The sequence below is a fragment of the Richelia sinica FACHB-800 genome, assembly GCF_014698825.1.
Taxonomy (GTDB): Bacteria; Cyanobacteriota; Cyanobacteriia; order Cyanobacteriales; family Nostocaceae; genus FACHB-800.
In genome coordinates this window covers 1-26,868 of record NZ_JACJTT010000042.1, presented here as the reverse complement: position 1 = coordinate 26,868, position 26,868 = coordinate 1, and the positions used below count along the sequence as shown (strand labels likewise).

General features: G+C 38.9%; 24 protein-coding genes. 16 read left to right on the top strand and 8 right to left on the bottom strand.

Features of this window, described 5'->3' with window-relative positions; all coding sequences use genetic code 11:
- Nucleotides 1–238 precede the first annotated feature (238 nt).
- Entirely contained in the window at nt 239–1,561 is a 1,323-nt protein-coding gene (locus H6G73_RS20870; protein WP_190607960.1) for an ABC transporter substrate-binding protein, read from the top strand.
- A gap of 71 nt (nt 1,562–1,632) precedes the next feature.
- Here H6G73_RS20870 and H6G73_RS20865 read toward each other — a convergent pair whose 3' ends face one another.
- Entirely contained in the window at nt 1,633–2,301 is a 669-nt protein-coding gene (locus H6G73_RS20865; protein WP_190607958.1) for a hypothetical protein, read from the bottom strand.
- A 293-nt stretch (nt 2,302–2,594) separates the two neighbouring features.
- On the opposite strand from H6G73_RS20865, the gene ygfZ reads away from it, so the two are divergent.
- Nucleotides 2,595–3,578, top strand: a complete 984-nt coding sequence (gene ygfZ / locus H6G73_RS20860; protein ID WP_190607957.1) for a CAF17-like 4Fe-4S cluster assembly/insertion protein YgfZ — start codon at nt 2,595–2,597, stop codon at nt 3,576–3,578.
- Nucleotides 3,579–3,591: 13 nt separating this feature from the next.
- Here the strand turns inward: ygfZ and H6G73_RS20855 are convergent, their stop codons facing one another.
- The 4 genes from H6G73_RS20855 to glmM all read right to left on the bottom strand — a co-directional run bounded on the left by H6G73_RS20855 (nt 3,592) and on the right by glmM (nt 7,635).
- On the bottom strand, nt 3,592–4,482 hold the full coding sequence (locus H6G73_RS20855; RefSeq protein ID WP_190607955.1) for a DUF5331 domain-containing protein: 891 nt from the start codon (nt 4,480–4,482) through the stop codon (nt 3,592–3,594).
- A gap of 58 nt (nt 4,483–4,540) precedes the next feature.
- A complete protein-coding gene (locus H6G73_RS20850; RefSeq protein ID WP_190607953.1) occupies nt 4,541–4,828 on the bottom strand; it encodes a (2Fe-2S) ferredoxin domain-containing protein in 288 nt (95 codons plus the stop codon).
- Nucleotides 4,829–5,000: 172 nt separating this feature from the next.
- Nucleotides 5,001–5,978 (bottom strand): cysteine synthase A, encoded by a 978-nt coding sequence (locus H6G73_RS20845; protein WP_190607951.1) that lies wholly within the window; start codon nt 5,976–5,978, stop codon nt 5,001–5,003.
- A 187-nt stretch (nt 5,979–6,165) separates the two neighbouring features.
- Nucleotides 6,166–7,635: a phosphoglucosamine mutase gene (gene glmM / locus H6G73_RS20840; RefSeq protein WP_190607949.1), complete on the bottom strand. Its 1,470-nt coding sequence runs from the start codon at nt 7,633–7,635 to the stop codon at nt 6,166–6,168.
- 420 nt (nt 7,636–8,055) lie between these two features.
- Here glmM and H6G73_RS20835 point away from each other — a divergent pair, with 420 nt between their 5' ends.
- From H6G73_RS20835 to H6G73_RS20810, 5 genes are all read left to right on the top strand, one after another.
- Entirely contained in the window at nt 8,056–8,772 is a 717-nt protein-coding gene (locus H6G73_RS20835; RefSeq protein WP_190607948.1) for a biliverdin-producing heme oxygenase, read from the top strand.
- A 101-nt stretch (nt 8,773–8,873) separates the two neighbouring features.
- Nucleotides 8,874–9,011 carry a toxin-antitoxin system HicB family antitoxin gene (locus H6G73_RS25185; RefSeq protein ID WP_390840566.1) on the top strand — a complete coding sequence of 46 codons (138 nt, stop codon included), beginning with the start codon at nt 8,874–8,876 and terminating at the stop codon, nt 9,009–9,011.
- A gap of 188 nt (nt 9,012–9,199) precedes the next feature.
- Nucleotides 9,200–10,450 (top strand): pentapeptide repeat-containing protein, encoded by a 1,251-nt coding sequence (locus tag H6G73_RS20825; protein WP_242034263.1) that lies wholly within the window; start codon nt 9,200–9,202, stop codon nt 10,448–10,450.
- A 280-nt stretch (nt 10,451–10,730) separates the two neighbouring features.
- Nucleotides 10,731–11,780 carry a cobalamin biosynthesis protein CobW gene (cobW, locus tag H6G73_RS20815; protein WP_190607946.1) on the top strand — a complete coding sequence of 350 codons (1,050 nt, stop codon included), beginning with the start codon at nt 10,731–10,733 and terminating at the stop codon, nt 11,778–11,780.
- 3 nt (nt 11,781–11,783) lie between these two features.
- Entirely contained in the window at nt 11,784–12,263 is a 480-nt protein-coding gene (locus tag H6G73_RS20810; protein WP_190607944.1) for an ABA4-like family protein, read from the top strand.
- Nucleotides 12,264–12,311: 48 nt separating this feature from the next.
- On the opposite strand, the gene H6G73_RS20805 is transcribed toward H6G73_RS20810, so the two are convergent.
- From H6G73_RS20805 to H6G73_RS20795, 3 genes are all read right to left on the bottom strand, one after another.
- Entirely contained in the window at nt 12,312–12,521 is a 210-nt protein-coding gene (locus tag H6G73_RS20805) for an acetyltransferase (RefSeq protein WP_190607942.1), read from the bottom strand.
- 172 nt (nt 12,522–12,693) lie between these two features.
- The gene (locus tag H6G73_RS20800) at nt 12,694–13,002 is read right to left on the bottom strand and encodes a DUF3181 family protein (RefSeq protein ID WP_190607940.1); all 309 of its coding nucleotides are present in this window, start codon (nt 13,000–13,002) and stop codon (nt 12,694–12,696) included.
- 117 nt (nt 13,003–13,119) lie between these two features.
- Complete coding sequence (locus H6G73_RS20795) at nt 13,120–13,377, bottom strand: hypothetical protein (RefSeq protein ID WP_190607938.1); 258 nt, start codon at nt 13,375–13,377, stop codon at nt 13,120–13,122.
- Between the two features lie 345 nt (nt 13,378–13,722).
- On the opposite strand from H6G73_RS20795, the gene H6G73_RS20790 reads away from it, so the two are divergent.
- The 9 genes from H6G73_RS20790 to H6G73_RS20750 all read left to right on the top strand — a co-directional run bounded on the left by H6G73_RS20790 (nt 13,723) and on the right by H6G73_RS20750 (nt 26,686).
- Nucleotides 13,723–14,277 carry a DNA starvation/stress protection protein DpsA gene (locus H6G73_RS20790; RefSeq protein ID WP_190607936.1) on the top strand — a complete coding sequence of 185 codons (555 nt, stop codon included), beginning with the start codon at nt 13,723–13,725 and terminating at the stop codon, nt 14,275–14,277.
- A gap of 507 nt (nt 14,278–14,784) precedes the next feature.
- Nucleotides 14,785–18,051 (top strand): carbamoyl-phosphate synthase large subunit, encoded by a 3,267-nt coding sequence (carB, locus tag H6G73_RS20785; protein ID WP_190607934.1) that lies wholly within the window; start codon nt 14,785–14,787, stop codon nt 18,049–18,051.
- Between the two features lie 777 nt (nt 18,052–18,828).
- A complete protein-coding gene (locus tag H6G73_RS20780) occupies nt 18,829–19,785 on the top strand; it encodes an RNA polymerase sigma factor, RpoD/SigA family (RefSeq protein ID WP_190607933.1) in 957 nt (318 codons plus the stop codon).
- Nucleotides 19,786–20,090: 305 nt separating this feature from the next.
- Nucleotides 20,091–20,438 (top strand): DUF760 domain-containing protein, encoded by a 348-nt coding sequence (locus H6G73_RS20775; protein WP_190607931.1) that lies wholly within the window; start codon nt 20,091–20,093, stop codon nt 20,436–20,438.
- A 228-nt stretch (nt 20,439–20,666) separates the two neighbouring features.
- The gene (gene mutT / locus H6G73_RS20770) at nt 20,667–21,077 is read left to right on the top strand and encodes an 8-oxo-dGTP diphosphatase MutT (RefSeq protein WP_190607929.1); all 411 of its coding nucleotides are present in this window, start codon (nt 20,667–20,669) and stop codon (nt 21,075–21,077) included.
- 801 nt (nt 21,078–21,878) lie between these two features.
- A complete protein-coding gene (locus H6G73_RS20765) occupies nt 21,879–22,691 on the top strand; it encodes a sulfotransferase domain-containing protein (RefSeq protein WP_190607927.1) in 813 nt (270 codons plus the stop codon).
- 51 nt (nt 22,692–22,742) lie between these two features.
- Nucleotides 22,743–25,082, top strand: coding sequence for a WD40/YVTN/BNR-like repeat-containing protein (locus H6G73_RS20760; protein ID WP_190607926.1), 2,340 nt, complete (start codon nt 22,743–22,745; stop codon nt 25,080–25,082).
- 64 nt (nt 25,083–25,146) lie between these two features.
- On the top strand, nt 25,147–25,737 hold the full coding sequence (gene cysC, locus H6G73_RS20755; protein WP_256443826.1) for an adenylyl-sulfate kinase: 591 nt from the start codon (nt 25,147–25,149) through the stop codon (nt 25,735–25,737).
- Between the two features lie 37 nt (nt 25,738–25,774).
- Nucleotides 25,775–26,686 carry a hypothetical protein gene (locus tag H6G73_RS20750; protein ID WP_190607922.1) on the top strand — a complete coding sequence of 304 codons (912 nt, stop codon included), beginning with the start codon at nt 25,775–25,777 and terminating at the stop codon, nt 26,684–26,686.
- Nucleotides 26,687–26,868 lie beyond the last annotated feature (182 nt).

Genomic DNA, 26,868 nt, shown 5'->3' with positions numbered 1-26,868 from the left:
GACTCTTACCAGAATTCCTCATTATCCAATGATTGCATTTCGTGAAAAACAGGGCAAAATTGGCAACATCACTCAGTAAAGTCCTAAATCAGGGATTATACTTTCATTTCCAAAGTGTAATGTTATTATTTAACCTTTGGAGCCTTGAACCATACCAAGCTAAACTGACACGAAACTTACACTTGAGTGTATGTCTTGATGTTCAAGCTCCTTAATCTTAGAGGAGTGGAAGGAATATATGCCAAAATTTAGCGTCGCCCTAGCTTTAAGTGTGGCTACCATCGCCAGCGGCTTCTTTTTAGCTGCTTGTGATAACAGCAGCACCACCAATAACACCGCTACCAATGGTCAAGCTACCACGGCCAGTAATACCAGCAGCACAACTAGTGGTGCCAAAGGGTTAAAAATTGGTAGTTTGTTACCAACTACTGGTGACTTAGCCTCCATCGGTCAACAAATGGTTGGTTCAGTTCCCTTACTAGTTGAGACAGTCAATGCTTGTGGGGGAGTCAATGGAGAAAAAGTTAGTCTAGTGGAAGTAGACGACCAAACTGACCCTAAAGCAGGTGCAGCAGGTATGACCAAGCTGGCAACTTTAGATAAAGCAGCTGGTGTAGTTGGTTCCTTTGCTAGTAGTGTTTCAACCGCCGCAGTTTCCATTGCTGCACAAAACAAAGTCATGCTGGTTTCCCCTGGTAGCACCAGCCCTGTCTTTACAGAAAAAGCCCAAAAAGGTGATTATAAAGGTTATTGGGCGCGGACTGCTCCCCCTGATACCTATCAAGCATTAGCTTTAGCCCAACTTGCTAAGAAAAAAGGTTTTAAACGAGTATCCACAGTCGTAATTAATAACGACTATGGGGTTGGTTTTGAAAAAGCATTTGTTCAAACTTTTGAAAAATTAGGTGGAACTGTAGTTAATAAAGATAAGCCTGTTCGTTACGACCCCAAAGCCCAAACCTTTGAAACAGAAGCAGCCGCAGCTTTTGCAGGTCAACCTGAAGCAGTATTAGCTGTGATGTATGCCGAAACTGGTAGTTTGTTCCTCAAAGCTGCCTACCAGCAAGGATTAACCAAGGGTGTACAAATCATGCTGACTGATGGTGTGAAGTCTCCTAGTTTCCCTGAACAAGTGGGTAAAGGTAGCGACGGTAAATATATTTTATCTGGCGCTATTGGTACAGTTCCTGGTTCCAGTGGTAAAGGTTTAGAAGCCTTCAATAAGCTGTGGCAAGAGAAAAAAGGTGGTACACCAGGAGAATATGCACCCCAAGCCTGGGATGCTGCTGCTTTATTAGTCCTAGCAGCCCAAGCAGCTAAGGACAATACAGGTGTAGGCATTGCTAGCAAAATTCGGGAAGTAGCGGCTGGTCCTGGTACAGAAGTCACAGATGTATGTGAAGGGTTGAAGTTGCTCAAAGAAGGTAAAAAGATTAATTACCAAGGTGCTAGCGGTGATGTAGATGTGGACGCTAACGGCGATGTGGTTGGTGTCTATGATGTATGGACTGTGGGAGATGACGGCAAAATCAAGGTAATTGATAAAGTTAGTCCTAAATAATCTCAGGGGACAGGTAGGGTGAGGGAATTACTTTCCTATTCCCTCCTACCTATCACCTATCTGCTAGGTTATTAAAACCCACTGAAGTTGTAACCAACTCCAAATAACACGCCAACATCGGTTTTATCGAAAAATCCAGCATTGACGGCAGCTGTAGCTGTAAATCTGTTGTTGAGAGGAACATCGATACCGCCAGTAACTAATACCGCAGTTTCTGAATTATCACCAGTCTTAATAGCTGCACCAACTCCTACATAGGGAGCGATGGGTAGCGGTTCACTGAAGGGGTCTCCTAAAGACTGGAAGGAAAAGTCATAGGTAACAGGAACGAGAAATACTGTATCATCACCCAAGATGGCTGATGGTCTGACGGAAAAGTTTCTGGTAAAACCAATTTTACTGATGACTGTGAAGTTACCATCTGACAAAGCAGAAGATTCACCAGTTATACCAATATTGCCACCAACACCAAGGTAACTGCTACCGCCACGGGTAGCTCCACCAACTTCAATATCTGATTGTGCGATTTGATTGCTTGAGGGTTGAGCAGTTGCACTGGGAAGTTCAGAGTTTAACATTGCTGACGAGGTGGCTGTTGTGCCTGGAATAGGAGTCACAACACCATTGATGGTTGGTGTTTCAGCAGATGGGGTAGTTTGGGCTGTTGCTGGTAAGCTACTACTGGCTACTGCTAAAGCGGCAAGACTCGACAAGCAAATAAAATTTTTAGACGGAAACATAGTATTCACATTCACTCCCAAAAAAATATACGGATGCAACAGATGAATAATGTCTGTTGTCTTGAAGCTGAAAAATTTGAGCAATACTGGAAATTTAGCATCAAAAAATCGCTTTTTGCATCTTTATTTTGACGTATTACTAGAGTTTTGGCAGGATATTTTGGTGGACAGATGCAAAACTTTGATGGAAGGCTACAGAAGAAGTTGATACACCAGAGGAGTTGAAGCGGCAAACCCTTGTTTGCTAAGATTTGCCATACAAAAACATTGAATCAAGGCAACTCTGCATCACTATGGCAACATCTGCAATTGATAATCAAGACGCAGCAGCTATTCAAGCCGCAAGAGAAGGGGTTGCTGTGTATAATCGCTCCCACTGGGGACGTATTCGAGTTTCTGATGCTGACCGTCTCCGCTTTTTACACAACCAAAGTACCAACGATTTTCAACGTCTCCAACCTGGTCAAGGCTGTGATACTGTGATGGTGACATCCACAGCCCGAACGATTGATTTGGTGACTGGTTATGTGTTAGATGATGCGGTTTTACTGTTGGTTTCCCCTAATCGTTGTCAGTTCCTGATGGAATGGTTAGACCGCTATATCTTTTTTGCCGATCAGGTGGTGTTAACGGATGTGACTGCTGAAACTGCTACTTTTAGCTTGGTAGGGATTGATAGCGATGTAATTATAGAAAAATTGGGTGCGGGTTCACTAATTGGTCAACCCTACGGTAGTCATATCACCATTGAGGGAGTGATTTTTGCTGTAGGTAGTGGTTTAGCGTCTCCTGGATATACCCTGATTCTCCCTGTTACCGAGCAACCGAAATTGTGGGAACGCATTTTAGAATTAGGGGCAATTGAATTGAGCGATCGCGCCTGGGAAATGTTGCGAATATTACAAGGTCGTCCGGCTCCAGATTTAGAACTAACCGACGATTATAACCCTCTAGAAGTTGGCTTATGGCAGACTGTTTCTTTTAATAAAGGTTGTTACATCGGTCAAGAAACTATTGCTAGACTAAACACTTATAAAGGTATTAAACAATACCTTTGGGGGATTAAACTAAGTGGTAATGTTGAACCTGGCACAACTATTCAAGTGGGAGAAGAAAAAGTTGGGAAACTGACTAGTTATACACAAACTCCCGATGGTCACTTTGGACTAGGTTACATTCGCAGCAAAGCTGGTGGTGTAGGTTTAAAAGTCCAAGTAGGAGAAATTCCCGGAGAAGTGGTTGCAGTTCCCTTTGTTTCCCATGAATATCCGAGTTAATACACTTTTTTGGTCATAATTTTCGAGCTACAGCTTCATCTATTACCCATTTCACTCCTTGGCAAAACTCATCTATCCAAGAAGCTAAACTTCGGGCATTGGTTTGTGGTGCAAAAGTCGATTCTCTAGGATGATTAGCCGGTGATATCAACTCAGGTTGATGAGGAATGATTTTTGTTTCTGGGCAAAAGTTATTCACCTCTTTTTTTACTTGCAAACCATTGCTTTGAGGAGCGTTATTGAGTCGAATTGAAGTATTTGTTAATGGTTGGTTAATTTTACTTTCCTTAAGCTGATTACCAATATTAATTGGGCAATTAGTCACGGATTGGGAAACATAAGAAATAGGTATGTACAGTTGGGATAAATTTTGATAATTAGATTTCGTTTTTACTAGAGGATAAACTTTTGTTTCTTTTACAACGCTATTTACTGATTTTTCTGCTATCAACATCCTTCTAGGAAAAACTGGAACATTTGATAAAGTGTGAATTTCCTGTTCTTCACTAGTTTCTATATTCCCTACAATATTTGGTTGTTCCTCCTGCTGTTCGTAGGAATTATTAAAAGATGAAATAATTTGTGATTGATTCTGCCCTTGAATTTGGTTTTCCAGCACACAATCTTGTGATGAAAGTAAATGTAACTCTTCTTCAGGATTAAAATTCAAACCCAAGGCAGCGACAATTTCATCAGGATTATTATTTAACTCTAAAATAAAAGCGAGGATGTCATCGAATTGGTTTTCTAAAACTGATAAGGTTGCCAAAATGTAACCAGATGAAGGACGACGTACACCTTCATAGGTATGCCAAACTCTCATTTTAGCTAGCCAAGAACGATTTTCTTCATAGTAACTTAGCCACTGCATTTTTAATCTGGGGCGTAGCTGTTGAATGTCCATCACTTGCCTCATCTCAGTGAATAAAAATGTAGATTTTTAATATCTGTAATTAGCTGAATCATCGGGGATGAAAACGATGATAAAGCATTGGTTTAACTATTTGACCACCTAACAAATGTTGTTCTACAAGTACAGCTACTTCTTGTGGTTGCACCCTGCTATACCACACCATGTCTGGTAAAACTAACACCATCGGGCCATTCCCACATTGACCGAGACAAGCACTAGCTGTAACTGTCACATCAGGAATGGAGAAAGCCTGAAAAGCAGCTAAAACTGCTGCTGAACCTTGCTTTTTACAGGTGCGATTTTGGCACACCCGCACACACCGATGGATATTTGTCATGGGTTTTTACCATTTGGTGGAGGAGATGTGATAGGGAATAGGGAACAGGTTACAGGTTACAGGTTACAGAAGAAAAAGAGTGAATTGCATTCTTCTCTTCCTTCTGTTCGCGAAGTGTGCCGTAGGCATACTCCTGACCTTCTGAACTTCTGAACTTCTGAACTTCTGAAAATTACCAATCACCAGATAAGCCTTTTTCCGCTAACCATTGATGGTTAAATATCCGAGATTGATAGCGAGAACCACTGTCACACAAAATGGTGACGATGGTATGGCCTGGCCCCATCTGTTTTGCTAAAGCCACTGCTGCTGCAACGTTAATCCCTGTGGAACCACCCATCAATAGACCATCCTGACGTAGCAATTGGTACACTACTCGTAAAGCTTCTTTGTCATCTATTTGGATCGCATCATCCGCAGGTGCTCCTTCCATATTGGCTGTGATGCGACTATTACCGATGCCCTCAGTGATAGAATTGCCTTCTAACTTGATTTCACCGGTTTTGATATAACTGTATAGCCCGCTACCCATTGGATCAGCAACAACACATTTAATGGCTGGATTTTTTTCTTTGAGATACATTGCTACACCAGCAAATGTACCACCAGTACCAGTTGCTGCTACCCATCCATCTATTTTACCTGCTGTTTGTGTCCAAATTTCTTGACCTGTAGTTTCGTAGTGAGCGCGACGGTTGGCTAAATTATCGAATTGGTTAGCCCAGATAGCGTTGTCCATTTCTGCCGCGATTCTACCGGAAAGTTTCACGTAGTTGTTTGGGTCTTTGTAGGGAACCGCAGGAACTGGACGAACTTCTGCACCTAAGGTTGTTAGTGCGTCTATTTTTTCCTGGGATTGGGTGTTGGGGATAATAATCAGGCATTTATAGCCTTTGGCGTTGCAAATATGCGCTAGTCCAATTCCGGTATTTCCCGCAGTACCTTCGACAACTGTTCCACCTGGTTTGAGTAGACCTTTTTCTTCTGCGTCTTTGATGATGTAGAGTGCTGCACGGTCTTTGACTGAACCACCGGGATTTAAGAATTCAGCCTTAGCTAGGATTTCGCAACCTGTTTCTTCGCTGAAGCTATTTAAGCGAATGAGGGGGGTGTTGCCAATGGTGCCAATAAAACCGTGTTTAATATCCATATGTTAATTTTCCTAAAGTCTCCTCAATAAAATTTTGACCTATAAGGAGAACAAGCTTAAAAAAATGTAAATAAATGAGATTTGGGAGGTCAGGACTTACGCAGAAGTAGGGCAAATAATGGGAAAGCGTGCAGCGAAGCAGGCCGCAGTACGGGAAAGTAATGGGATCTTGCGTAAGTCCTGTGGATTATGCCAGGTGTTGTTGAACTTGAGAAACTAATTCCTCTGTCCAATAGTTGGCTAGTTGGGCATCAGCTGCTTCTACCATGACACGAATCACAGGTTCTGTACCGGATGCTCTCACTAAGATTCTGCCAGTATCACCCATTGCAGCTTCAGCTTGAGCGATCGCTTGTTGTAATTGTAGGCAATTTTGCCATCCTAAACGTCTTTCTCTATCTTCAACTCGGACGTTGCGTAATAGTTGCGGATAGGTCTGAAAGCTTTGGTCTACCATTTCTCCCAAGGTCAACCCGGCTTCTTTGACTACGGCAGCTACATGCAAAGCTGTTAATAGTCCGTCACCAGTCAAACCGTAATGACGACACAGAATATGGCCTGATTGTTCTCCCCCTAACATACACCCAGTTCGTAGCATTTCTGCCTGTACGTATTGGTCTCCTACGGCAGTGCGAATGAGTTTACCCCCTACTTGTTGCCAAGCTTTCTCAAAGCCTAAATTGGCCATGACGGTGGAAACAATTAGGTTATCGGGGAGTTGTTGTTTTTGTTGTAAATGGCGACCCCAAAGGTAGAGAATGTAATCACCGTTGACTGGTCTACCTGTATTATCTACAGCCAAAACTCTATCGGCATCACCATCAAAAGCGAAACCAATATCAGCTTGATTTTCAATGACTGCGGCTTGGAGAATATCTAGATGAGTGGAACCACAATTAACGTTGATGCGATCGCCATCTGGGGCATTATGTAAACAGACCACATCTGCACCCATCTGTTGAAACACTGAAGGTGCTAAACCAACGGCTGCACCCCAAGCTAAGTCTAAAACTATCTTTAATCCCGTTAAGCCAGACTGTTGCAAGGGTTGCTGGAGTGCTTGGGCATAATTATTAACTAATTCTGGCCGTGAGTAATGCCGACCGCATTTTTCCACACTTTTAGTAGATGATATTTTACCCCGCAAACCCCCTTCAATTTCTGCCTGTAGGACTTGGGGTAACTTCAGACCATCTTCGCCGAAAATCTTAATTCCGTTGTCTTCTGGTGGATTGTGGCTGGCGGAAATCATCACTCCACCAATGGCATTAGTTTTACTAACTAGATAGGCAACACTGGGAGTAGGACACAAACCCAAATACCAAACCTCTAACCCTGCTGCCGTTAAGCCAGCACTCAAAGCCATTGCCAGCATATCACTAGAGTTGCGAGAATCCTGTCCCAGAATTATCGGGCCTGATTGAGTGGCATGATTACGTAAAACAATTCCTGCCCAAAAACCAATTTGCATAGCTAAGGGCGCACCTAATAATTCTCCAACTTTACCGCGAATTCCATCTGTACCAAATAAAGGAGTTGTTGGTAAAGGTAGCAAATTAGTCGTAAAACTACTTTCGATGCCTTGTCCCCATGTTTCCGTGTCAGTATGAGAACTATTGGCAATAAATTTTTCAGTCCGAGTCATAGATGAGACCATAAATTTTAACACTCCACACAATCACACTGGAGAATAACACTTTATTTCCCTCTGAAGAAATCCAGGTAAGAGGTGGCAGGGTGTATAGCGAGAGGATTTTCTTTCATTCCTACCAGTTTGCTAGTTACTTCGTGGTAGCTCTTGATCAAAGAATTTTGACTGTATGATGTTTCGGTAAAGATATTTAATCTAATATGAATCTTTAAGTGGTAAGTTGTCAGGATGTTACAAAATTACCGAATATGTTGGGCTAAAATGTGATTATTTATTTGTGTAAAAAAATACAAGCCTGATTAACTTAAAAAATTTTAATATAAATTCTCATCAAATGGGTCTAATGTAACATCTTAATGACATTTTTTAGTCATTCCTTAATCAAAGCTCTGGTAGTTGACTTTTTAAAGTTGGGAAATTTTTAGTATGAGCAGCAATTTAGCCGCAAAACTACGTGTTGGTACAAAAAAAGCCCACACAATGGCAGAAAACGTTGGTTTTGTCAAATGCTTTTTAAAAGGAGTGGTGGAAAAGAACTCCTACCGCAAATTAGTTGCTAATTTTTACTTTATCTACTCAGCAATGGAAGAGGAGATGGAGAAGCATCGCAACCACCCCATTGTGAGTAAAATTTATTTTCCTGAACTCAACCGCAAGCATACCCTAGAGCAAGACTTAACATACTACTACGGTTACAACTGGCGTGAGCAAATTAAATTATCCTCTGCGGGTGAAGCTTATGTACAGCGTATCCGGGAAATTTCTGCCCAAGAGCCAGAATTATTAATTGCCCATTCTTATACTCGCTACTTAGGTGATTTATCCGGGGGACAAATCCTCAAAGGCATTGCCCAAACAGCAATGAACCTGTCTGATGGACAAGGTACAGCCTTTTATGAGTTTGCAGATATTAGCGACGAGAAGGGATTTAAAGCTAAGTATCGCCAAGCTTTAGACGAAATGCCTATTGATGATACTACAGGCGATCGCATTGTGGAGGAAGCTAACGCTGCCTTTGGCGTGAACATGAAGATGTTCCAAGAATTAGAAGGTAATCTCATTAAAGCGATCGGTGTTATGCTTTACAACACCCTCACTCGGAAACGCGCACGTGGTAGTACAGAATTAGCTACTGCTGAATAATGAGTTAAGCAATATTCAAAATACTCGAAATATATAGGGGTAATTTCCCTGTGATTGTTTTCTGTCCATGAAAGCAACCGGAGGGAGATTACCCCTAAATTTTGTGTTTATTATTAATTTTGCATCAGCAGTTAACAGAAAATGCAGAGAAAGAAGGAGTTAGTCTTAATCAATATCTTGTGTTTTTGTTAAGTGAAAGAAATGCTATTAAGTCTCTGAGCGTGGCAAATGTTAAGTAGAAATGTTTTGATCTAAGTTAACATTTTGGTTAAACTTTCACTTTCAAAGACTTGATGAATACTAATAGCGATCGCTAGTTAACGCATTTTTGTGAAAACAAGGCGATCGCTATTTTCATTACATTCTCAGCTTAATGAAATTAGGTTAAAATCCGAGTATTGGCAATTTTAGGGATAAAAACTAGATTATGGCAAATCCAGAGCATTTAGCAATATTAAAGCAAGGTGTAGAGGCTTGGAATAACTGGAGGTTAGAAAATCCAAATATAAGACCTGATCTGTGGGAAGCTGATCTTAAAGATACTGATTTGAGAGGATTTAACCTTGCTAATGCTATTTTTTTTCAAGCTAATCTGTACAACACTAATTTTAGGAAAGCTGACCTAAGAAATGTTTGTTTTTTTGGTGCTAGTCTTTATGACAGTAATTTTCGAGAAGTTGATCTCAGGGGATCTGATCTTAGGCGCGTAGAAATATATAATGTAGACCTGAGTGAAGCCAATCTTAGTAATGCTAATCTTAGCGAAACCACCGTCAAACATGGATGTAGTGGTATTGTCAATTTAATCAATACAAACCTAACTAATGTTAACTTGTCTTGGAGTAACTTTAGCTACTGCAATTTCAGATATTCTGATCTCAGTAGTTCAAATCTTGTAAATGCTGATCTCAATCATTGCGACCTAAGTGCATCAAATTTAAGTGAAGCTAATTTAAAAGAATCAAACTTAAATGATTCTGATATTAATAATGCTAACATTGCTAACGCTAATTTAACCAAATGTATATTAAGTGGTGCAAATCTTCAATCTGTTAATCTTACAGGTGCTTGTATAAAAGATTGGATAATTAACAGCGAAACAAAATTAGATGAAATAATTTGTAAATATCTTTATATATCTTATAATGACAAGGAGAATATTAAAACGGAACGTCGCCCTATAAATGGTAATTTTGTACCTGGAGAATTTGCCAGTTTATATAAAAAGATTATAGAAAATACAGATTTAATTATCAGCAAAATTCTTGAAAAAGATAATAATATCAATAACCAAGGAATTCAATTTTATTCAAACTCAACAATTCACACATGGGAAAATCTACGCTTTCGCTCAAAAACAGAAATCAAAATTGCTGAAGCATTAGACAGAACAGGAGTTTTATTTGTACCCAATTCCTTAGCACGACTTACCACATCTAAAGGTAGAGAAAATAAAGAAGCTGATTTTCTCATTTGTTATAACGGTAAATGGGGAGTTTTGGAAGTTGATGGGCCATTTCACACCGCACAACGCAGAGTTGAGGAACAAGAAAGAGAACGCATTTTCAAGAAAAACGGTATCAAAGTTGTAGAAAGATTTGATTCTGAAAGATGTTATAACAATCCTGATGAAGTAGTGCAGGAATTTTTCCACATGATAGAAATTGGATATTCTTAAAATAATCTGACCTCACCCCAACCCCTCTCTGACGCGGAAAGGGGCTTTTAAACTAATAATTATGAATATTAAATTAAGTATTTAAGCTAATACGTTTCAGTTAAACTAAAACCCTTTTTTTAAAACAAACCACAGAGGCACAGAGACCACAGAGAAAAGAGCTTAATAAACTATTTACAAAATTGTATTGGTATTTAAGCCTCTCCCCGTTGCGGGGAGAGGTTTAGAGAGGGGTTATTCAATATATGGTAAAATCAAATCACAAAACAACACACCAAACATGGCAACAAAAATCCCCGTTACCGTCATCACAGGCTTTTTAGGAAGTGGTAAAACTAGCCTTATCCGTCACCTTCTTCAAAACAACCAAGGACGACGCATAGCAGTATTAGTTAACGAATTTGGTGAACTGGGTATAGATGGAGAACTATTAAAATCCTGTCAAATTTGCCCGGAAGATGAAATAGAAGCAAATCAAGAAAATAATATATTTGAACTTACTAACGGCTGTTTATGTTGTACTGTCCAAGAAGAATTTTACCCGACAATGCGGGAGTTAATTAAACGCCGAGATAGTATTGATTGTATTATTATTGAAACTTCTGGTTTAGCTTTACCCAAACCTTTAGTTAAGGCTTTTCGTTGGCAAGAAATCCGCAATGCTGCCACAGTAGATGCAGTGATTACAGTGGTAGATTGTGCGGCAGTTGCAGGAGGAACATTTGCCAGTGATTTAGAGGCTATAGCTGTACAAAGACAAGCAGATGATAGTCTAGAACATGAAACACCTTTGCAGGAACTATTTGAAGACCAGCTAGCTTGTGCAGATTTAGTGATTTTGAATAAAACTGATTTAGTTGATGATAAAACTCAAGGGCAAGTAAAAGAATTAGTCAAAAATGAATTACCTAGAGAAGTGAAAATAGTCTCTAGTGATTATGGAAAGCTTGACCCATCTATTTTATTAGGATTTGAGGCAGCTGTTGAAGATAATTTAGATTCTCGTCCTAGTCATCACGATACGGAAGAAGACCATGATCATGATGAAGAAATAAATTCAACTCATGTGATATTAGACCGCACCTTTGACCCAGAAAAGCTACAAGCAACATTACAAAAACTCGCAGAACAACAAGAAATTTACAGAATTAAAGGTTTTGTTGCTGTGGCCAATAAACCGATGCGCTTAGTTATGCAGGGTGTAGGGACAAGATTTGAAAAATTTTATGACCGTCCCTGGAAGCCAGAGGAAGAAAAACAAACACGTTTAGTTTTTATCGGTCGTGATTTACAATCTTCAGAGATAGAATCTCAGTTGGTTGCTTTGTAATTTATGAATATCACAGATTTATTCAATATTGCCAATGTTTTTGTTTTGCCTTTTTGGACTTTGATGATTTTCTTACCTAATTGGAAGATTACCCGCAAAGTCATGGAATCTTATCTACCATTTGTGGTCTTAGCTGTAGCATATCTGTATTTATTTATTACGAGTATTACTCCAGAAAATGCTCAAGCTTTATCCAATCCTCAGTTAGCAGATATAGCTAGATTCTTTGCAGATGAAAAGGCTGCTGCTACTGGTTGGATTCATTTTTTGGTGTTGGATTTATTTGTGGGTAGATGGATATATTGGGAAGGACAAAAAACAGGTATTTGGACAGTACATTCTTTAGCTTTATGTTTGTTCGCAGGGCCAATAGGTTTGCTTTCCCATATTTTCACCTACTGGATTACTAAAGCATTTTTCCCTCGTCCTGAGTCCGCTGTTGTCAATTTACCAGAACAAGCTGCTTCCTCAAGCAGTAATTAGATTGATAATGCTAATGGGATTAACTCATTAGCATTACTAGCGAGTCTATTAATTACTTCTATAGTTTGCATCTAACCAGCAACGTGGTAATTGTTCACCAGAGGGAAAAACTAAATTTTCTTTTTGATAAATATCTGTTTCTTGTTCTTCCTGTCCTTCTTGGTCTTGGGCATGAATTGTTTTGATGTTGGGGTTCAGTAATTCTTGAATATCAAGAATTTTAATGAGATTTCCGTTATTTTTAATTTGTAAAAACATATACAAAACCCTCCTTGCACATAGGGTTGATATGGAAATTATCTGAGTCTATTACATATATATAGGGGTTCAGCATTGCTGAACCCCTACTATGAGACAGAATTTTTTCGATGATTTTCAGGCTTGTTATCTTTGGAACTAAAAACGTGGGGATATTGATTGAAAACCTAAATTATACTTCCCGTTGATATTTTTCTAATATATCCACTAGTGTGACTTGACATTGGAGAGGTAATAAATCAAGTAAAGGTAATTCTTTCCTACCTCCACCAATTTTAATGGGGATTGATTCTAAAACTTTGATTACCCGGTCTTCATTGACATTTCTATCTGTGATGATCGGATATAGCTTCTCAGCCACGATACGGGCAATTTTGGCATCTGAGAGATAAAGATGCCATTTAGCAATATCTATATAAACGTTTTCACCAATTTCATCTGCTAGGGCTTCTAGTAGTTCTGTGGTATTGGTTTTAGCCATAAGGATAGTTCCTAGCGACACAAAGAGGAAATTTGCAGCTTTTTCCATTATGGCTTAATTGGCTAGATTGTCTCTACTGCCACAGGTGACGATCGCCCCAACCTTGACCATCTATCTTTAGGAAGATTTATTGGTTGTTTGGGAGTAATTAGCGATCGCCCCGATATAAAGGAGATGTACCAACAATACTCCTACCCAACCTGCTGTTACCCAAGGTAGCCATTCCCAGGTAGCTGCTTTCAAGTTATGGAAGAACCACAGACCAGAATTGATTGTCGCAGCGATCGCTACATGTACTGCAAAATTCATTCTGTCATCTAATTTCCGAAATTCTGGATCTTGGCGATCAGGTTGACGAGGCCAACGAGGAGGCATAAATATTTGTTACATAAATTAACACAATCCCACTATTGTAAAGGTTTTTGGGGTCAGTTGCTCAGGTTGTCCAAGAAATAGTTTACACCGTGAAGAAGCAGGTTGATAGAGAGACACAGGAAGGAAAACAGGGAATGGCCTTGACTCTCCTCATCTTCCAGTCAAAGAACGAGAACATGGTGAAAATCGACAAACAGTAATCAATGTGTAAAATAATCTAATATTTTTATCAGGAAAAAATGTCAAAAATTCAGAAATTTGATGGACTTGCCATGATTTTTTTCAATGTTAAGATATAAAGACTTAGCAGTTACCACTTATAACTGTTAAAAACAGAGGAGAACCATGTCTGATACTCAAACTTTGTTACAAAATTTTGGTCAAGTCAACGAAAATCCTGTTTTACTAGACCGCAGTGTTACTACTCCAGTTGTAGAAGGATTTAACGTAGTATTAGCAAGTTTTCAAGCCCTGTCTTTGCAGTATCAAAAACACCATTTCGTAGTTGAAGGTGCAGAATTTTCCTCACTGCATGAATTCTTTAACGATAGCTACAAACAAATCCAAGGCCATATCCATGAGATTGGTGAACGGTTAAATGGTCTAGGTGGTGTTCCGGCTGCGACTTTTAGTAAATTGGCGGAATTGTGCTGCTTCGAGCAAGAATCGGATGGCGTATATTCTTCCCGTAAGATGGTAGAAAATGATTTAGCAGCAGAACAAGCAATGATTAGCTTGATTCGTCGGCAAGCTTCCCAGGCTGAAAGTTTAGGCGATAGAGGTACACGCTACCTCTATGAACAAATTCTGTTAAAAACAGAAGAAAGAGCTTACCATTTAGCTCATTTTCTAGCTAAAGATAGTTTGACATTAGGTTTCGTCCAACCTGCTCATAACTAAGATTGTATCTATTTTGATGATTGAACAGATGCATCAATTAGAAATGAGTTAAGTTTGCTCACTATCAATTCATAAGAGTGGCAGTCAAGCCTAGTGGTTGGCTGCCATTTCTATTTAATCTATCAAGATTAATTTGAGATTAAATCAAATTTAAATTTATTTATATAGATAGATGTTTTTTTTAGAAAAAGTCAAATAACTTCAATTCAGATATAATTTTTCATCGAACTCAGGTTAAATGCAGATAATGCGTATCTATAACTGAAAAAATTTTTCACCAAAATTAGCAAAAAAAATAAGAATTTATAGCAATAATCAGTAAAATATTCGTTGCAATTGATATAAATGAATACCTGGCTGAAAAAGTGATGATTTTGCCCTTGTTCAGTTGATATTTTCATGGGACAGGAATCTCAACCAGGAAAACTTGATAATAAATAGCATGATGAGGGGTAAACACCATTAAAATAGTCAGGATTTGTATTCTTATACTTCAAGGCAACAACTATGCCCCGCCGTGATGACCTTCGGAAAATTCTGCTGCTAGGTTCTGGGCCAATTGTGATTGGCCAAGCCTGTGAGTTTGACTACTCTGGCACTCAAGCCTGTAAAGCATTGCGAGAGGAAGGCTATGAGGTAGTGTTGGTCAACTCCAATCCTGCAACCATCATGACCGACCCAGAAACCGCTGATCGCACTTATATTGAGCCACTTACACCAGAATTAGTAGAAAAAGTTATTGCTAAAGAACGTCCAGATGCGCTGTTGCCAACCATGGGGGGGCAAACGGCCCTGAATATTGCTGTGGCCTTGGCGAAAAATGGTGTTTTAGAGAAATACAACGTTGAGTTAATTGGTGCTAAGTTACCGGCAATTGAAAAAGCGGAAGACCGGAAATTATTTAACGATGCGATGGCCAAGATTGGGGTGCAAGTATGCCCCAGTGGCACAGCTTCATCCTTAGAAGAAGCCAAAGCGATCGCCCAACGCATTGGTACATATCCTTTAATTATCCGTCCTGCCTTTACAATGGGGGGGACTGGTGGCGGTATTGCCTACAACCAAGAAGAATTTGAGGTGATGGCCCAGGTAGGGATTGATGCTAGTCCTGTATCCCAAATTCTCATTGACCAATCTTTATTAGGTTGGAAAGAATATGAATTAGAAGTGATGCGAGATTTAGCAGATAACGTCGTCATTATCTGTTCCATTGAAAACCTCGACCCGATGGGGATTCACACCGGGGATTCTATCACCGTTGCCCCGGCCCAAACCCTCACCGATAAAGAATATCAACGCCTAAGAGATATGGCGATTAAAATTATTCGGGAGATTGGGGTAGAAACCGGCGGTTCTAATATTCAGTTTGCGGTGAATCCCGTGAATGGGGATGTGGTGGTAATTGAAATGAACCCCCGTGTCTCTCGTAGTTCCGCCTTATCTTCCAAAGCTACAGGGTTCCCCATAGCCAAGATGGCAGCTAAATTAGCGGTGGGTTACACCTTAGATGAAATCAAAAATGACATCACCAAGAAAACCCCAGCCTCCTTTGAACCGACAATAGATTATGTTGTCACGAAAATCCCCCGCTTTGCGTTTGAAAAGTTCCCTGGTTCGGAACCGGTACTCACCACACAAATGAAGTCTGTCGGGGAAGCAATGGCCATTGGCCGGACATTTAACGAATCCTTCCAAAAAGCTTTACGTTCTCTAGAGACAGGTAGGGCCGGTTGGGGTTGCGATAAGCCAGAAAAATTACCTAGTGGAGAACAAATCCGCGCCCAATTACGGACACCGAACCCAGACCGAATTTTTGCTGTCCGTAATGCTATGCAGTCGGGGATTACCAATGAGGAAATTTACGAATTAACGGGCATTGACCCTTGGTTTTTGGATAAGTTGCAGCAACTGTTGGAAGTGGAAAAATTCCTGAAACGCACACCACTCAAACAGTTGACAAAAGACCAAATGTATGAGTTGAAACGGGAAGGATTTAGCGATCGCCAAATTGCCTTTGCCACCAAAACTAATGAAGATGAAGTCAGGACATATCGTAAACAGCTTGGTGTAATTCCTGTTTATAAAACCGTTGATACCTGCGCGGCTGAATTTGAAGCCTTCACACCCTATTACTATTCCACCTACGAATCCGAAACGGAAGTATTACCAACTGATAAACCCAAGGTGATGATTTTGGGAGGAGGCCCGAACCGCATCGGTCAGGGAATAGAATTTGACTATTGCTGCTGTCATGCAGCCTATGCGTTAAAAGGGGGTGGCTATGAAACCATCATGGTCAACTCTAACCCAGAGACAGTTTCTACAGATTACGATACAAGCGATCGCTTGTATTTTGAACCCTTAACCAAAGAAGATGTCCTCAACATCATCGAAGCGGAAAACCCCGTCGGTGTGATTGTGCAATTTGGGGGACAAACACCATTAAAACTAGCGGTTCCCCTGCAAAAGTATTTACAGGAACTACCTTCCCCATCCTCAGCCCCCAAAATCTGGGGAACATCTCCCGATTCTATCGACACGGCTGAAGACAGAGAACGGTTTGAAAAGATTCTCAAAGACCTAAATATTGCCCAACCTCCCAATGGTCTGGCCCGCAGTTACGAAGATGCGTTAATAGTCGCTAAACGCATTGGTTATCCTGTGGTGGTGCGTCCTAGCTACGTTTTAGGTGGTCGGGCCATGGAAATCGTCTATTCCGATGCAGAGTTAGAACGATACATGACCTTTGCGGTGCAAGTGGAACCAGATCACCCGATTTTAATCGATAAATTCCTGGAAAACGCCATTGAAGTCGATGTAGATGCGATCGCTGACCACACAGGCAGAGTAGTGATTGGTGGCATCATGGAACACATCGAACAAGCAGGGATTCATTCCGGAGACTCCGCTTGTTCCTTGCCTTCTATTTCTCTTCCTCCAGCCGTATTGAACCAAATCCGCACTTGGACAGTCCAATTAGCACAAGCACTTTCAGTGGTTGGGTTGATGAACATTCAATTTGCGGTGGTTGGTGCTAGCACTTATTCACCCCAAGTGTACATTTTGGAAGCTAACCCTCGTGCCTCCCGTACTGTACCCTTTGTGTCTAAAGCTACGGGCGTACCCTTAGCCAAATTAGCCTCCTTAATCATGTCGGGGAAAACCTTAGAGGAATTAAACTTTACCCAAGAAGTCATTCCTGCCCATATTGCCGTGAAAGAGGCAGTCTTACCCTTTAACAAATTCCCCGGTACAGATACTCTTTTGGGGCCAGAAATGCGCTCAACTGGTGAAGTCATGGGCATTGATACTGATTTTGGCCGGGCCTTTGCTAAAGCCGAACTGGGTGCAGGAGAAAAGCTACCCCTCCAGGGTACTGTATTTGTCTCCATGAGCGATCGCGATAAAGCCGGTGCAGTTAATGTTGTCCAAGAATTCATTGACCTGGGTTTCACCATTATCGCCACCCAAGGTACAAGACAAGTTCTTCAAGAACAAGGGTTAGATATTGAACTAGTCCTCAAACTCCATGAAGGTCGTCCCCATGTCATTGATGCCATCAAAAACCAAAAAATTCAACTGATCATCAACACACCCTCTGGGGAAGAAGCCCACACTGATGCTAGGTTAATCCGCCGTACAGCTTTAGCCTACAAAATCCCCATTATTACTACCCTAGCAGGGGCTAAAGCCACCGTTGCCGCTATCCGTTCTTTACAGAATACAACCTTGGATGTCAAAGTCATCCAGGATTACTGTCCCCTCAACTCATAGTCACTAGGACTGATTGGTCATCAGCATGGGGTGTGCAGTGTAGTAAAGACAATAGTTTGCACTCACCATCATGGTCTGTCAACCTCAACTCTCCTGACTTCTCATCAGGGGAGTGTCAAAAACTCTGAGCTTTCCACTGCCTTACCTGAAAATTATTAGGTTATTTGTAGCTTTAAATACATATTAATCAAGAAAATCTGTTTTTAAGTTTTAATTTTTCTCATTTTGTCAGAGTGCAAGAGTAGGGCTTAAGTCATCTTGCTCTGTCAGAAGTATTTTCCCTTGCCTCTCCTAGAACCATAACCCTTTTCTTCCTGCCTCCCCCGCAGAAAAGTTAAACAAACATTATAAGAAAATCGTTATGGTTATCATTGAGATATTTTAACAAATATGAGGAGTTCCTTTCCCCATAGCAGGAAATAAGCAATTAGCTTGAATGTATGATATTGATTAAGATTCCGTATCTCCCCCCAGAAGCGCACTTAACAATTACGGTATTTTCGGTAGTCACAAAATTCTCATAAATGTTACAATTGTTAACACTGAAAAAAACACAAAAAATGTTGCACTCGCTACCGAGTATCTGACTATAGATACTTCCAAAAACTAAAAAATAGCTGTAACCTTGAGCAATTAGAAACTTAATGAGACTCAATATCAACAGCCAACTTAATCCGGTAAAAAAGTTGCATCAAAAAGCATAGGTATTTATCTGTGCCAGCACTTAGTCAGTGAATCACCCTAGCAGAAAACCCCTTATTACCAAAGAGTACCGCTATGAAGACCGCTCAGACAGCCACAGACCTCGTGCGGACTTACCTGCGAGAGATAGGCCGTGTACCGCTGCTAACCCATGAAGAAGAAATTCATTACGGTAAACAGGTACAGCGCTCTACCGCTTTGTATGAAGTCAGAGAAGGTCTTGCTCAAACACTAGGCCGTCAACCAACTTTAGAAGAATGGGCAGCAGCTACAACCTTAGATCCTGCTGAATTAAATGAAGCGATCGCAGAAGGTGAAATTGCCAAGCGTAAAATGGTAGAAGCGAATCTGCGATTGGTGGTTTCTGTCGCGAAAAAATACATCAAGCGCAACGTTGACCTACTGGACTTAATCCAAGAAGGTAGTATTGGAATGCAGCGGGGTGTAGAAAAGTTTGATCCAACCAAAGGTTATAGATTCTCTACATATGCCTATTGGTGGATTCGTCAAGCAATTACCCGTGCCATAGCAGAAAAAGCACGGACAATTCGCTTACCCATACACATCACCGAAAAACTGAATAAAATCAAAAAAGCGCAACGTCAACTCTCCCAACAACTGGGACGCGCACCATCCATGACGGAACTAGCGCAAGAATTAGACCTGACCCCCAAACAGGTACGTGAGTATCTAGAAAAAGCCCGTTTACCTTTATCCTTAGATTTACGCTTAGGAGATAATTACGACACAGAACTAGGTGAAATGCTGGAGGACACCGGTGCTACCCCTGAAGACTTTGTTATGCAGTCTTCTTTGTCCAATGATCTAGCACAACTCATGTCCGACCTGACCCCTCAGCAAAAGGAAGTGATTACCTTACGTTTTGGGTTAGCTGATGGACAAGCCTTAACTCTAGCCAAAATAGGTGAAATTCTCAATATCAGTCGTGAAAGAGTCAGACAAATTGAACGGGAAGCCTTAAATAAACTCCGCAAGTCTAAAAACACCATGAATGAGTATCTGGCAAGTTAGCTAGACTAGATGCCATTTGACCAGTGGAGTGATTCTTGTGCATAGTCCAATGGCTATGTTCATAGGTTTGTAAATATTGCTTCTCTTATTCTATTTTTGACCGATGACAATGTCATGGGTTCGATGTTCTTGAACGCTTCTGTTATTACCCATTAACTTAGTCGCAACAACACACCTTCATCAGTACGGTTTAACCGACTTCCTACCCAGAAAAAAACTGTTACATTAGTTGAAACTAATACGTCATTCCCTCTGAAATAACATACAACATAAGTTATTAGTTCTCAGACGACAGGAGGTAAGAAATGAATAATTCATCTAATCGGGTATCGGAATTCTTTCACAGTGAATCGGAAACAGGTAACTTATTCTGGCAGTACGTTAGATCCTTAAGTCCAGAAACTGTATCTCAATTATCTAAACCTTCCTCCCCTGAAGTGTTTCAGGTGATGGAAAAAAATATTGTTGGACTGTTAGGTAACTTACCCTCAGAGCACTTTGGTGTGAACATCACCACCAATCCTGAAAGTTTAGGTCGGCTGTTAGCTTCGGCGATGATTAGTGGTTATTTTCTGAGAAATGCAGAACAGAGAATGAACTTTGATTTAGCTTTACAAGGAACAGAATCTTACCACAGTGAAGCTGCTGAATAAATTATGACTACCCATATTCATCAACTTTGTTTGTCCCCCTCTCAAGTGCCGATTTGGCACTAGATGTACATTTATTAGGAAAAGTCTCTAACTTATAGCGTAGATTAGTCAGTATTTACTGTTTTTTGTATAAAAGTGCTATAATTATCAATCTGGTAATACATAACAAACTCGACAGAAACAGTTTAGTCTGCCGAGTTTTTTGTCGTTAATGAGTGATAGATTTTTATGACCAATGCTATCTCTAATCCACCCCATAAAATTATTGGTGTGGCCATAATTTGGAATGACCAAGGACAAATTTTAATTGACCGTCGTCTTCCCCAAGGGCCTATGGGTGGTTTATGGGAATTTCCTGGAGGTAAGGTTGAATCTGGTGAAACAATTCAGCAGTGTATTCAAAGAGAAATTGCTGAGGAATTGGGAATAGAGGTAACAGTAGGAGAACATCTAATTACTATTCATCACACTTACACGCACTTACAGGTAAGTTTAACAGTACATCATTGCCGTCATTTAGCAGGAGTACCCCAAGCGATAGAATGTGCAGAAGTTCGGTGGGTAAATTTAGATGAACTAGATAATTTTACTTTCCCTGAAGCAAATGTGGAAATTATTGCTGCTTTAAAGAAAAGTTAGAAATAATTCCATTATTAAAAGCTCATCATTAGCCATACCATAACTGATATCTTGCACCTAGTTGGATAAACACTGAATATGTAAAATAAAAGTATCAAGTATTGCATATCTACTAAGTGACAATATACGAGTATAAAGTCATTGATAATACTTTACAACCATAGCTTCGCTTATCGCCTTCCACACAACTGTTCCAGAATTTAGCAATGGCAAGTGTTTTCGGAGACTAACAGAAGAGAGATAACCTCTAAGTGTACGAATTACATAAATATTTATTTTTGTCAACCAATAAATACTTTAGTTTACATATTAAAGATTTGATAAAAAGCTTGAACTGACCTTGAGATTGGTGATAAATGTAAATTACACCTATATTAAGAACTTTAATAAGTAACCAAACGCAATAAATGTCCAAGTAATTACTGTTTAATGACACCGTAGAAAATTTAACATCTAAATAACTAATTGCATAAGTGGTTATTTTTGCTGCGTAATACCCAATGCTTGGCTTTGGTTGTATTTCTTCGTGGACATTATGCAATTAATAGAGTTCTTAGCGATGAGTTTTTCATAGATTCATAAAATTGATTGACAAAGATATTTATATCTCATGAATATCATCATTTGCCAATGTTCATTAATAATCACAACACGAAAATGCTAGTATTTATACATAGAAAATATTAATCCAAATATTTTCTTGTCTGAAAAATTTAACATATTATTCATTCTCTCTAGGTTCAAAAGAAAATTAAATTACTCTTTACGTTCTAACCCTGCTTTTAACTCCACCTAAAAACCATGGAAAATAAACTGCGTTCATCTCTGAGAAATTCGAAAAATAATATTATTGACAAGTATTATGAATATCGTATTTTTGGTGTTAAAGATCCTTATCAAATTCGCTGGAGAAAGAATCCCTACAGGGCTATTTTCATTCTTAGCCATATGCGTTCTGGATCTTCCCTATTTACTCATATTCTCAACTCCAATCCAGAAATAATAGGTTATGGAGAAACTCACATCAATTATAACGACGAATCAGATATTAAACAATTATTATTTAAAGTTTATGGGAAACTTCGTCAGATTAATATGTCCCATAAATATATTTTAGATAAAGTTCTACACAACCACAAAATTTTAGCAGAGAACTTCCTGACTTCAGAAAAAATATATGCCATTTTCTTAGTGAGAGAGCCAAAAAGAACCTTGGCTAGTATTTTGAATATCAAACCTAACTGGAGTGAAGAAAAAGCTTTAAATTATTACATAGATCGTTTATTAACTCTAGAAAGATATGCAAAACTCATCAACAGTAAAGAGCATACCCTATGGTTAGATTATGACCAACTTGTGAACCAAAGTAATTCAGTATTTGTAAAATTACAAAATTTTCTGGAAACTAAGACGGCATTCTCAGAAGAATATGAAATTCTCCATACTACAGGAATCAAGGGGATTGGTGATTCATCAGAGAATATCAAAGCTGGTCGTATTATCAAAGAACAGAGAAAATTAGAAGCCAATATTTCTATTGAAGCAATAGAAAAAGCTTCACATTACTTTAATGAATGTTATACAACACTTGGCCAATATTGCAGTTCTATTTAGTCGGTAATTTAGTAGTTAATATCCAGGCATTATTTTTTAATCAAGACAAAAATGAAAAATATATTGTCTCTTTTTAAACATCTCAGTTATGCTGTATTTATTGTGTTTATAGTTTTATGTTTACATGTTAATACTGCCTTAGCTCACAGACCACATGATGTAGTTTCCCAAGTAGACATTTCTCCCAATTATCCTGAAGATAAAACCTTGTTTATTATTGTTAGATCTAACTTATTCAAATCAAATAATGGAGGGGAAAGTTGGAAAAGAATAGTACAAGGATTAGATAATCATTTTGATTTAAACTCTCTGGTTATATTGCATAGTAATAAGAAAATTCTTTTTGTTTCCTCTGCGGGAGATGGAATATACAAGTCTGATGATGAGGGAGAATCTTGGAAGAAAACCAATCAAGGCTTAGAAAATTTGGATATCGATTTACTTACTGTACCTACTGAAGATCCTAATATAATTTTAGCAGCTGGACTCAAAAAAGGACTGTATAAAACTAAGGACGGAGGCAATAATTGGTATTCTGTAATTAAAGATAATACCAAAATTACTGCTATTGGTTTTTCTCCAAAGAATATTGACTTTTTAGCTATTGGTGACGAAAAAGGAAATTTATATCTATCCAAAGACAGGGGTGAAACCTGGGAAAGAAAAGGTGTGATAAAAAATTCAGGATCTATTACCGCTATAGCTATTTCCTCTAATTCTTTAACAGAGAAAAACTTGTTTATAGGAACAGAGAAAAAAGGGGTTCTCAAAACTAATGAACTAGCTAGTTCTTTTTCTGAAATTAATCAAGGTTTAGCAGATAAGAATATTAGAGACATAGAAATTGCGACTGATAAAGGGCAAAAATTAGCCTTGTGGGTTTCTACTGCTGATGAAGGAACATTTCAATCAAAAAATGGTGGTAATTCTTGGCAGAAATATAGTGATGGATTAACTAAAGACTCCCAAGCAGATGATATTAAAAGTCCTCACTTTGGAGATATAAGTATTTCTCCTAGTTTTAGTCAGGACAAAACTATCTTTATCGCTGGATTCAATGGACTATTTAAATCCACAAATGGAGGAGAAAAGTGGCAAGAATTAGAAACTTTAGCTAAAGGAACTATTACAGCTTTAGCTGTCTCTCCAAATTATGAAAAAGACGGAAATATTGTTGCTGTTACCTATGTAGGTAATATTTATCTAAGTCAAGACAGGGGAACAACATGGAAAACTATCAACAAAGGTCTAGAAGTACCTAGACTGACAGAAAATTTTAAGAAACCACATCAAGATCCTAGAAGATATTTTGATGTAGACTTTTCTCCTCATTATCGAGAAGATGCAAATATTTTTGCCACTATACTCTGGGACAAGTTTTTAAAGTCTAGCAATCAAGGGGATAACTGGGAAATAGTCAATCTGCCCAATGTTAAGGGTTATAGCACCCGTGGTATGACTATTATTCCATCACCTAATATTGCTTCAGATAAAACCATTTATGTAGGTACACAATATGGTGTAATATATCAATCCATAGACCAAGGAAGACATTTTTCAGTAATTAGTAAAGTAGAAAATCGTGGTATTAATGAGGCACTAGCATTAGTAATATCACCTGATTTTTCTAGTGATAAAACATTATATGCTTCTGGTCTTAAGGGAATTTATAAAAGTGTAGATGGAGGAAAAAATTGGCAACTATTAACTGCTAGTACCTCTGTAATTAAACCAGGTAGAATTCAGTTAGCAATTTCTCCAAATTATAAGCAAGATAGGACAGTTATTGCTGGCACTGAAGATGGGCTATTGATTACCAAAGATGCAGGTAAAACCTGGATTGAGTTGTCAGGAATTTATGGTCGTCATGCTTATATAGAAGGTATAGCAATATCCCCCAACTATCAAAGCGATCGCACATTTTTAGTGAGTACAAGAGGGAGAGGGTTATTCAAAACTATTGATGGAGGTGTCACCTTTACAAAAGTTAGGAATGATGGAATTTCTTTAGCAACTATGAATAATGTTCCATCTGCTGGTAAATCAATTGCTTTTTCTCCTAATTATGCAAGCGATCAGACAATTTTCGGATTTGGATCGTCGACAACAGAAGTTTATAAATCTACCAATGGGGGAAATACTTGGCAAATTATTTCTTTACCAAAGAATGATGAAAATCACTATGATTTAGTTACCTCTATAGGTCTTTGGCTGTATGTATACCGCATTCGTGTCGTAAAATTATTACTTGCTGTCATCGTCAGTTTAGTAAGTTATTTTATTTTCGGTTATTTAGGTTTAGACAAAAAATTGCCCCTCAATAAATCACAAGTCAAAATATTAGGTTCTGCAATTCTATTGTTGGTAGTTTTAATTTTCTTATACCTCTAAACCGAATTAGGAAAATTATCAAAAGTATTCTGATACCATATGGCTTTTCATGGTTTAGTATCATATCGAAATCAAAGAGGTTAGTATGACTCAATCGCAGCGCGGTGTAACTATTTGGTTAACAGGTTTAAGCGGTGCAGGTAAAACTACTATTAGCCGAGCTATTGAGCAAGAACTAAAAACCCACGGATATAAAGTTGAAGTCCTTGATGGTGATGTTGTGCGACAGTATTTGACTAAAGGGTTAGGTTTTAGCAAGGAGGATAGAGACGAAAATATTCGACGCATTGGATTTGTGGCTCGCTTACTCACGAGAAATGATGTTATTGTTTTGGTTTCGGCTATATCTCCTTATCGAAACATACGGCAAGAAGTACGCGAGTTTATTGGCAATTTTGTCGAAGTCTACGTCAATGCCCCATTGGCAGTTTGTGAACAGCGAGATGTAAAAGGTTTGTATCAAAAAGCGCGTTCTGGAGCTATCAAAAATTTTACAGGAATTGATGACCCCTACGAAATACCCCTAAACCCTGATGTTGAATGCACAACAGACATTGAAGATGTCAATGACAGCACAAATAAGGTATTGAAGAAGTTGCAAGAGTTAGGGTATATCACTCCCCCTAGCAGGAGACCATCATTAACTAGTTTGTAATTAGAATCTTTGTATCCAGGTATGAGGTATTGTAAATATGGCAAATGCAACTTGTTCGTTGTCGATTTTTGTGGCGCGACCGGATACTTCTTTTATTTTACAGACCATTCCTCATTTAGTGAAAGTAAATAACTTCCCTTTTGAGGAAAAAGTCTTAGCAGTTGATACAGCTTCACTCACAGGGGATAAAGTTTATCGCCCGTCAATTGGTACGATGGAGGAACTTCGGGATTGTGCAGACAAATTACTGCAAGCTGGTGTTGTAGATCGTGTCGTTGATATAAATTACGATGTTAACTATCACAATCAAATGTACCGGAAACATTTCGGTAGAACAATTCGCTTTACTCACAACTATAAAGGGTATCCTATTTTAGGATCTATTTTTGGTATCGAAGAATGTAAAAGTGACTATGTATTGCACTTCGATAGCGATATGCTAATGTATCAAAATCCTAATTTTAATTGGATTGAGGAAGGCATCAATTTGATGGAAAAAAATCCAAAAATGATGTTCATTCGTCCGATGGCTGGACCTCCAACTAATGAAAATAAATCTGGAAAATTTGAAGTTTTAAAACATTTTGGCAGCCGTGTTTATTTAATAAATTGTAACAGATTTGATAAATTACTTCCTTTACCAATTATTTGGTATTCTTTTCGCCAAAAATGGATAAATTACTTGCCTAATCAATTAAAAACTACTCTCAGTAATCTCACAGGTAAAGGCAAGTTAGATTCATGGGAAATTATGGTGACAAGAAAGTTACAGGAAACAGATTATTATCGTGCAGATTTAACTAATCCAAACGCTTGGACGCTACATCCTAAAGATAGAAGTCCGGCTTTTATTCAGGCTTTACCTGAAATCATTGCTAGAATAGAGAGAGGGGATTTTCCTATTCAACAAGCTGGTAGCTATGATTTAATTCCTGAAGCTTGGTATTAGATAAAAAAGTAGCTGAGGTTAAAGATAATGAGTTGTTTAACAAAACTCCTTGTCTTTACTCCTAAATATTTACATCCCACCTTCCGCCCCCTAACTGTCACAGAGGGAAATTACGGAGAGAAAACATCTAATTGAGAATAAAAACAGACATATTGAGTGTAAAAAGACATTTGAATAACAGT

Coding starts and splice junctions, on each gene's coding strand:
- H6G73_RS20780 (WP_190607933.1), top strand. CDS start 18,829: ATGAAGACCGCTCAGACAGCCACAGACCTCGTGCGGACTTACCTGCGA.
- H6G73_RS20835 (WP_190607948.1), top strand. CDS start 8,056: ATGAGCAGCAATTTAGCCGCAAAACTACGTGTTGGTACAAAAAAAGCC.
- H6G73_RS20845 (WP_190607951.1), bottom strand. CDS start 5,978: ATGGATATTAAACACGGTTTTATTGGCACCATTGGCAACACCCCCCTC.
- glmM (WP_190607949.1), bottom strand. CDS start 7,635: ATGGTCTCATCTATGACTCGGACTGAAAAATTTATTGCCAATAGTTCT.
- H6G73_RS20810 (WP_190607944.1), top strand. CDS start 11,784: ATGAATATCACAGATTTATTCAATATTGCCAATGTTTTTGTTTTGCCT.
- mutT (WP_190607929.1), top strand. CDS start 20,667: ATGACCAATGCTATCTCTAATCCACCCCATAAAATTATTGGTGTGGCC.
- H6G73_RS20805 (WP_190607942.1), bottom strand. CDS start 12,521: ATGTTTTTACAAATTAAAAATAACGGAAATCTCATTAAAATTCTTGAT.
- H6G73_RS20800 (WP_190607940.1), bottom strand. CDS start 13,002: ATGGCTAAAACCAATACCACAGAACTACTAGAAGCCCTAGCAGATGAA.
- cobW (WP_190607946.1), top strand. CDS start 10,731: ATGGCAACAAAAATCCCCGTTACCGTCATCACAGGCTTTTTAGGAAGT.
- H6G73_RS20790 (WP_190607936.1), top strand. CDS start 13,723: ATGTCTGATACTCAAACTTTGTTACAAAATTTTGGTCAAGTCAACGAA.
- H6G73_RS20825 (WP_242034263.1), top strand. CDS start 9,200: ATGGCAAATCCAGAGCATTTAGCAATATTAAAGCAAGGTGTAGAGGCT.
- H6G73_RS20775 (WP_190607931.1), top strand. CDS start 20,091: ATGAATAATTCATCTAATCGGGTATCGGAATTCTTTCACAGTGAATCG.
- H6G73_RS20855 (WP_190607955.1), bottom strand. CDS start 4,482: ATGGACATTCAACAGCTACGCCCCAGATTAAAAATGCAGTGGCTAAGT.
- H6G73_RS20865 (WP_190607958.1), bottom strand. CDS start 2,301: ATGTTTCCGTCTAAAAATTTTATTTGCTTGTCGAGTCTTGCCGCTTTA.
- ygfZ (WP_190607957.1), top strand. CDS start 2,595: ATGGCAACATCTGCAATTGATAATCAAGACGCAGCAGCTATTCAAGCC.
- H6G73_RS20870 (WP_190607960.1), top strand. CDS start 239: ATGCCAAAATTTAGCGTCGCCCTAGCTTTAAGTGTGGCTACCATCGCC.
- H6G73_RS20760 (WP_190607926.1), top strand. CDS start 22,743: ATGAAAAATATATTGTCTCTTTTTAAACATCTCAGTTATGCTGTATTT.
- H6G73_RS20850 (WP_190607953.1), bottom strand. CDS start 4,828: ATGACAAATATCCATCGGTGTGTGCGGGTGTGCCAAAATCGCACCTGT.
- H6G73_RS20750 (WP_190607922.1), top strand. CDS start 25,775: ATGGCAAATGCAACTTGTTCGTTGTCGATTTTTGTGGCGCGACCGGAT.
- H6G73_RS20795 (WP_190607938.1), bottom strand. CDS start 13,377: ATGCCTCCTCGTTGGCCTCGTCAACCTGATCGCCAAGATCCAGAATTT.
- H6G73_RS20765 (WP_190607927.1), top strand. CDS start 21,879: ATGGAAAATAAACTGCGTTCATCTCTGAGAAATTCGAAAAATAATATT.
- carB (WP_190607934.1), top strand. CDS start 14,785: ATGCCCCGCCGTGATGACCTTCGGAAAATTCTGCTGCTAGGTTCTGGG.